At 68.6% G+C, this 5,920-nt stretch carries 6 protein-coding genes; all 6 read right to left on the bottom strand.

The window, feature by feature from the left end; genetic code table 11:
* Positions 1–126: 126 nt before the first annotated feature.
* Positions 127–1,218, bottom strand: coding sequence for a nucleotidyltransferase family protein (locus AC1D01_RS17645; protein WP_477868489.1), 1,092 nt, complete (start codon positions 1,216–1,218; stop codon positions 127–129).
* 8 nt (positions 1,219–1,226) lie between these two features.
* A complete protein-coding gene (gene rfbC / locus AC1D01_RS17640; protein ID WP_477868487.1) occupies positions 1,227–1,775 on the bottom strand; it encodes a dTDP-4-dehydrorhamnose 3,5-epimerase in 549 nt (182 codons plus the stop codon).
* The gene (rfbA, locus tag AC1D01_RS17635; RefSeq protein WP_477868485.1) at positions 1,775–2,656 is read right to left on the bottom strand and encodes a glucose-1-phosphate thymidylyltransferase RfbA; all 882 of its coding nucleotides are present in this window, start codon (positions 2,654–2,656) and stop codon (positions 1,775–1,777) included. The genes rfbC and rfbA overlap by 1 nt, the downstream gene beginning before the upstream one ends.
* Before the next feature lie 126 nt (positions 2,657–2,782).
* Complete coding sequence (rfbD, locus tag AC1D01_RS17630) at positions 2,783–3,679, bottom strand: dTDP-4-dehydrorhamnose reductase (RefSeq protein ID WP_477868483.1); 897 nt, start codon at positions 3,677–3,679, stop codon at positions 2,783–2,785.
* Positions 3,676–4,746 carry a dTDP-glucose 4,6-dehydratase gene (gene rfbB, locus AC1D01_RS17625; RefSeq protein ID WP_477868481.1) on the bottom strand — a complete coding sequence of 357 codons (1,071 nt, stop codon included), beginning with the start codon at positions 4,744–4,746 and terminating at the stop codon, positions 3,676–3,678. Before rfbB ends, rfbD begins: the two co-directional genes overlap by 4 nt.
* A gap of 15 nt (positions 4,747–4,761) precedes the next feature.
* Positions 4,762–5,920, bottom strand: a 1,159-nt coding sequence (locus tag AC1D01_RS17620) for a mannose-1-phosphate guanylyltransferase/mannose-6-phosphate isomerase (RefSeq protein WP_477868479.1), incomplete at its 5' end; no start/stop codon positions are given.

Here is a 5,920-nt window from a genome sequence, read left to right as displayed (position 1 = left end):
GAGGGAGTTTGGCGATGCACCCCCGAAGCCGAGCTTCTTCGTGGAGTCGGCGCCCCCAGGGCGGCGACCGCCTCGGCATGAGCCCCCAGCCCATTCCCTCACCCCCCGCGACACGCAGGAGGAAATTCAGGCCCGTGCGTCAGACCAACGCAGCGTGYACTCCTCGTCCCCTTGGTAGAACGTCTTGCCCTTGCGATCCACGCAGTACAAAGGCGCCACGATCATGTCGGTGAAGGTCTGGCCCTCGCCGATCCGCGTGTACTCGAACAGCACGCTGTGCACCACCTTCGAATTGCGCCGCAGGTGGCTGCCGGTGCCGATCCACGTCGGCCCCTGGATCGTCACGCCCGGCTCGATCTCCACGCCCGAGCCGATGTACACCGGCCCGTTGATCGTCACCTCGTCCCACGGCACCCGCGTGTTCAACCCCACCCACACGCCCGGCCGCACCTCGCGCCCCGGCATGTCCATCTGCGCCACCTCGCCGCGCAGCACCCGCTGCAGCACGCTCCAGTAGTCGCTGACGCGCCCGATGTCGATCCAGTTGAAGAAGCGGCTCTGCGCATAGAACGGCAGCTGGCGCTCCACCATCAGCGGGAACAGCTGGCTGCCGATGTCGAACACCGTGCCGCTCGGCACCAGGTCGAGCACCGACGGCTCGAAGATGTAGATGCCCGTCGAGGCCAGCGTGCTGTGCGCCTCCTCCGGCTTCGGCTTCTCCTGGAACGACTCGACATGGCCGTCCTTGTCGCACTTCACGATGCCGTAGTTCTGCACCTCGCTGCGCGGCACGTCCAGCGTCACCACGCTCGCGAGCGCCCCCTTGCTGCGGTGCTCGAACAGCGCCGCACCGAAATCCAGGTCGATCAGCGCGTCGCCGCACAGCACGATGGTCGTCTCGTCGAAGAAGCCGGAGAAATCCTGGATCTTCTTCATGCCACCGGCCGAGCCCATCGGCTTCGGCACGATCTCGCCGTGCTCGCGCGCACCTTCGTACGAATAACCGATCTCGACGCCCCAACGGTGGCCGTCGCCGAAATGGCTCTCGATCTTGCGGTGGTTGAACGCGACGTTGACCATGATCTGCCGCACGCCATAGCGCGCCAGGTGCTCGATCAGGTACTCCATCACCGGCTTGCCGAGGATCGGCACCATCGGCTTCGGCAGGTCGCGCGTCAGCGGCCGCACGCGCGTGCCCTGGCCGGCCGCGAGGATCATCGCCTTCGTCATTCGAGCCTCGCTTCCTGCAGCGGCAGTGCCGCCGCGTCCTTGGCCGACAGCTGCGGCGGCCCACCCACATCCGGCCACGCGATCGCGAGCGCCGGATCGTCCCAGCGCACGCAACCCTCTTCCTTCGGCGCGTAGTAGTCGGTCGTCTTGTAGAGGAAGTCGGCCGTCTCGCTCAGCACCAGGAAGCCGTGCGCCAGGCCCGGCGGGATCCACATCTGGCGGTTGTTCTCGGCGCTCAGCTCCATGCCGACCCAGCGGCCGAAGGTCGGGCTCGCGCGGCGGATGTCGACCGCGACATCGAACACCGCACCGCTGGTCACCCGCACCAGCTTGCCCTGCGCGTGCGGCGCGTACTGGAAGTGCAACCCGCGCAGCACGCCACGCGCCGAACGCGAATGGTTGTCCTGCACGAAGATCACCTCGCGCCCGACCGCCTCGGCGAAGACGCGGCCGTTGTAGCTCTCCATGAAGAAGCCGCGCGCATCGCCGAACACCTTCGGCTCGAACGCCAGCACGTCGGCAATCTCTGTCTTGATCACCTTCATCAGAACACCTTGTCGTGCATGAGTTGCAGCAGGTACTGGCCGTAGCCGCTCTTGGCCAGCGGCTTGGCCAGCGCTTCGAGCTGCGCCGACGTGATCCAGCCCTTGCGCCAGCAGATCTCCTCGGGGCAGCAGGCCTTCAGGCCTTGCCGCTTCTCCAGCGTCTGGATGAAGGCGCTCGCCTCCAGCAGCGAATCGTGCGTGCCGGTGTCGAGCCAGGCATCGCCGCGGCCGAAGATCTGCACTTCGAGCGTGCCGGCCTCGAGGTACAGCCGGTTCAGGTCGGTGATCTCCAGCTCGCCACGCGGGCTCGGCTTCAGGCTCTTCGCATACGACACGACCTTCTGGTCGTAGAAGTACAGGCCGGTCACCGCATAGCGGCTCTTCGGCTGCTTCGGCTTCTCTTCGAGGCTGATCGCCTGCGCCTGGTCGTTGAACTCGACCACGCCATAGCGCTCCGGATCCGTCACCGGGTAGGCGAACACCGTCGCGCCGCTGGTGCGCGTGGCCGCGTCCGTCAACCGGGTGCCCAGGTCATGGCCGTAGAAGATGTTGTCGCCCAGCACCAGCGCGCTCGGCGCGCCGGCCAGGAACTGCTCGCCGATCAGGAAGGCCTGCGCGAGGCCGTCCGGGCTCGGTTGCACCGCGTAGCTGAGGTCCAGGCCCCACTGCCGGCCGTCGCCCAGCAACTGCTGGAAGCGCGGCGTGTCCTGCGGCGTGCTGATGATCAGGATCTCGCGGATGCCGGCCAGCAGCAGCGCGCTGAGCGGGTAATAGATCATCGGCTTGTCGTACACCGGGATCAGCTGCTTGCTCAGCGCGAGCGTCGCCGGGTGCAGCCGGGTCCCGGAGCCCCCGGCGAGGATGATGCCTTTGCGAGTCATGACAGCCCCTCGTCGGATGAGTACATCCGCCGATCCCCCGAGGGGATGCCGGCCGGCTTGGGAGCGGCCCGGCGCTCGGCCGGCACCGCGTTCAATTGCATTGACATGTGTTCCTCCAAGGATTTGTCAGCCCAGCACTTCGGTCAGCATGCGCTCGACGCCGGCCTGCCATGCCGGCATGCGCAGCCCGAAGGCCTGGTTCAGCTTGTCGCACGACAGCCGCGAATTCAGCGGCCGTTTCGCCGGCGTCGGGAACGCGGTGGTCGGCACCGGCTCGATCGCCTCGGGCGCCACCTTGATCGCGTGGCCGCGCGCACGCGCCCATTCGATGACGAAGCGTGCATAGCCGTGCCAGCTGGTCTCGCCAGCGGCCACCGCGTGGTACGTGCCGGCGAGCTTCGCATCGGCCAGCGCGGCGCGCAGCGCGTGCACGCTGACGTCGGCCAGCAGGTCGGCGCCGGTCGGCGCGCCGACCTGGTCGTCGATCACCGTCAGCTTGTCGCGCTCGCCCGCCAGCCGCAGCATCGTGCGCGCGAAGTTGCCGCCGCGCGCGGCGTAGACCCAGCTGGTGCGCAGGATCAGGTGCTTGCAGCCGCTGCCGCGGATCAGCTCCTCGGCCTCGAGCTTGGTCTGGCCGTAGACGCTGAGCGGCGCCGTCGGCGCGTCTTCGCGGCGCGGCGCGTGGCCGCTGCCGTCGAACACGTAGTCGGTGCTGTAGTGCACCAGCCAGGCGCCGAGTGCTGCCGCCTCGCGCGCCAGCACGCCGGGGCCGGTCGCATTGATCGCGCGCGCCAGTGCCGGCTCGCTCTCGGCCTTGTCGACCGCGGTGTGCGCCGCGGCATTGACGATCACGTCCGGGTTCACCGCGCGCACCGTCGCCGCCAGCGTGTCGGGCTTCGAGAAGTCGGCCTTCAGTGCGCCCGGCGTGTCGAAATCGAGCGCGGTCAGCTCGCCCAGCGGCGCCAAGGCGCGCTGCAACTCCCAGCCGACCTGGCCGCCTTTGCCCAGCAGGAGAATCTTCATGCGGCCGCCGCCTCGCCGTAGTTCTTCGCGACCCAGTCGCGGTAGCCGCCGCTCTGCACGTTGGCGACCCAGCCGGCGTTGTCGAGGTACCACTGCACCGTCTTGCGGATGCCGGTGTCGAAGGTCTCGGCCGGGCGCCAGCCGAGCTCGCGCTCGACCTTGCGCGCATCGATCGCATAGCGGCGGTCGTGGCCCGGGCGGTCCTTCACGTAGGTGATCAGGCGCTTGTACGAGCCGGCCGCATCGGGCTTCAGCTCGTCGAGCAGCGCGCAGATCGTGTGGACGATCTCCAGGTTGGTCTTCTCGTTCCAGCCGCCGATGTTGTAGGTCTCGCCGACGCGGCCGCCGGCCAGCACCGCGCGGATCGCGCTCGCGTGGTCGCGCACGTACAGCCAGTCGCGCACGTTCTGGCCGTCGCCGTAGATCGGCAGTGCCTTGCCCGCCAGCGCGTTGACGATCATCAGCGGGATCAGCTTCTCGGGGAAGTGATAGGGGCCGTAGTTGTTGCTGCAGTTCGTGGTGACGACCGGCAGTCCGTACGTGTGATGCCAGGCGCGCACCAGGTGGTCGCTGGCCGCCTTGCTGGCCGAGTAGGGGCTGTTCGGCTCGAAGCCCTTGGTCTCGGCGAAGGCCGGGTCGGTCGGCGACAGCGAGCCGTAGACCTCGTCGGTGCTGACGTGGTGGAAGCGGAAAGCGCTCTTCGCGTCGCCCTCGAGCGAGCCCCACAGGCCGCGTGCGGCCTCGAGCAGCGTGAAGGTACCGTCGATGTTGGTGCGCATGAACGCGCCGGGGCCGTGGATGCTGCGGTCGACGTGGCTCTCGGCCGCGAAGTGCACGATGGCGCGCGGCCGGTGCTGCGCAAGCGTGGCGTCGACCAGCGCGCGGTCGCAGATGTCGCCCTTGACGAACACGTGCCGCGCATTGCCGTTCAGCGACGCGAGGTTCTCGAGGTTGCCGGCATAGGTCAGCGCGTCGAGGTTGACGACGGTCTCGTCGCTCTGCGCCAGCCAGTCCAGCACGAAGTTGCTGCCGATGAAGCCGGCGCCGCCGGTCACGAGGATGGTCATGAAGGGATCCTGTCTTTACTTGGTGCGCCCGTAGGTGTCCTCGAAGCGGACGATGTCGTCCTCGCCGAGGTACGAGCCCGATTGGACTTCGATGATTTCCAGCGGCACCTTGCCGGGGTTCGCGAGCCGGTGGGTCTGGCCGAGGGGGATGTAGGTGCTCTGGTTCTCGGTGAGGATCATCACCTTGTCGCCGTTGGTGATCTCGGCGGTGCCGCAGACGACGATCCAGTGTTCGGCGCGGTGGTGGTGCATCTGCAGGCTCAGCGAGGCGCCCGGGTTGACCAGGATGCGCTTGACCTGGAAGCGCGCGCCGGAGTCGATGCTGTCGTACCAGCCCCAGGGGCGGTGCACCTTGCGGTGCAGGTTGTGCTCGCCACGGCCGCGCGCGCCGAGCTCGCCGACGATCTTCTTGACCTCCTGGCTGCGGGCGCGGTCGCTGACCATCACCGCATCGGGCGTCTCGACGACGACCACGTCGCTCAGGCCGATCACGCTGACCAGCCGGCTGGTGGCATGCACCAGCGTGTTGTCGCTGTCCTGCAGCAGCACGTCGCCGACGCTCGCGTTGCCGCGGCCGTCCTTGTCGGCGACCTGCCAGACCGCGTCCCAGGCGCCGAGGTCGTTCCAGCCGGCGTCCAGCGCGACCATGCGGATGTCGAAGGCGCTGCCGGGGCAGCGTTCCATCACCGCGTAGTCGACCGATTCGGACGGCACCGCGGCGAACTCGGCCTTGCCGGGGCGCACGAACTTCGCATCGGTGCTGCGCGCGGCCCACGAGGCGCGGGTGGCGGCGGCGATGTCGGGGCGGAACTGGTCCAGCGCGGCCAGCCACACCGAGGCCCTCAGCACGAACATGCCGCTGTTCCACAGGTACTGGCCTTCGCGCAGGTAGTGCTCGGCGGTAGCGAGGTCGGGCTTCTCGACGAACTGCGCGACCTTGCCGTCGGGCGTGCTGCGGATGTAGCCGTAGCCGGTCTCGGGGCGGTCGGGCGTGATGCCGAGGATCACGATGGCGCCGTCGGCGGCGGCGCGCACGGCGCGCTGCAGTGCGGCGGTGAAGGCGGCAGGCTTGGTGACGACGTGGTCGGCGGCGGTCACGACGAGGATCGGGTCCTGCCCGTTCTCGATGCCGGCGAGTGCCGCGAGCGTCATCGCGGGCGCGGTGTTGCGGCCC

It is taken from the genome of Rhizobacter sp. P3_B12 (genome assembly GCF_056402895.1).
This window is presented reverse-complemented; position numbering and strand designations above follow the sequence as displayed.

What these genes read in the sequence shown, in the direction of transcription:
- rfbD (WP_477868483.1), bottom strand. Translation starts at nt 3,679, where the DNA reads ATGAAGATTCTCCTGCTGGGCAAAGGCGGCCAGGTCGGCTGGGAGTTG.
- rfbA (WP_477868485.1), bottom strand. Translation starts at nt 2,656, where the DNA reads ATGACTCGCAAAGGCATCATCCTCGCCGGGGGCTCCGGGACCCGGCTG.
- rfbC (WP_477868487.1), bottom strand. Translation starts at nt 1,775, where the DNA reads ATGAAGGTGATCAAGACAGAGATTGCCGACGTGCTGGCGTTCGAGCCG.
- rfbB (WP_477868481.1), bottom strand. Translation starts at nt 4,746, where the DNA reads ATGACCATCCTCGTGACCGGCGGCGCCGGCTTCATCGGCAGCAACTTC.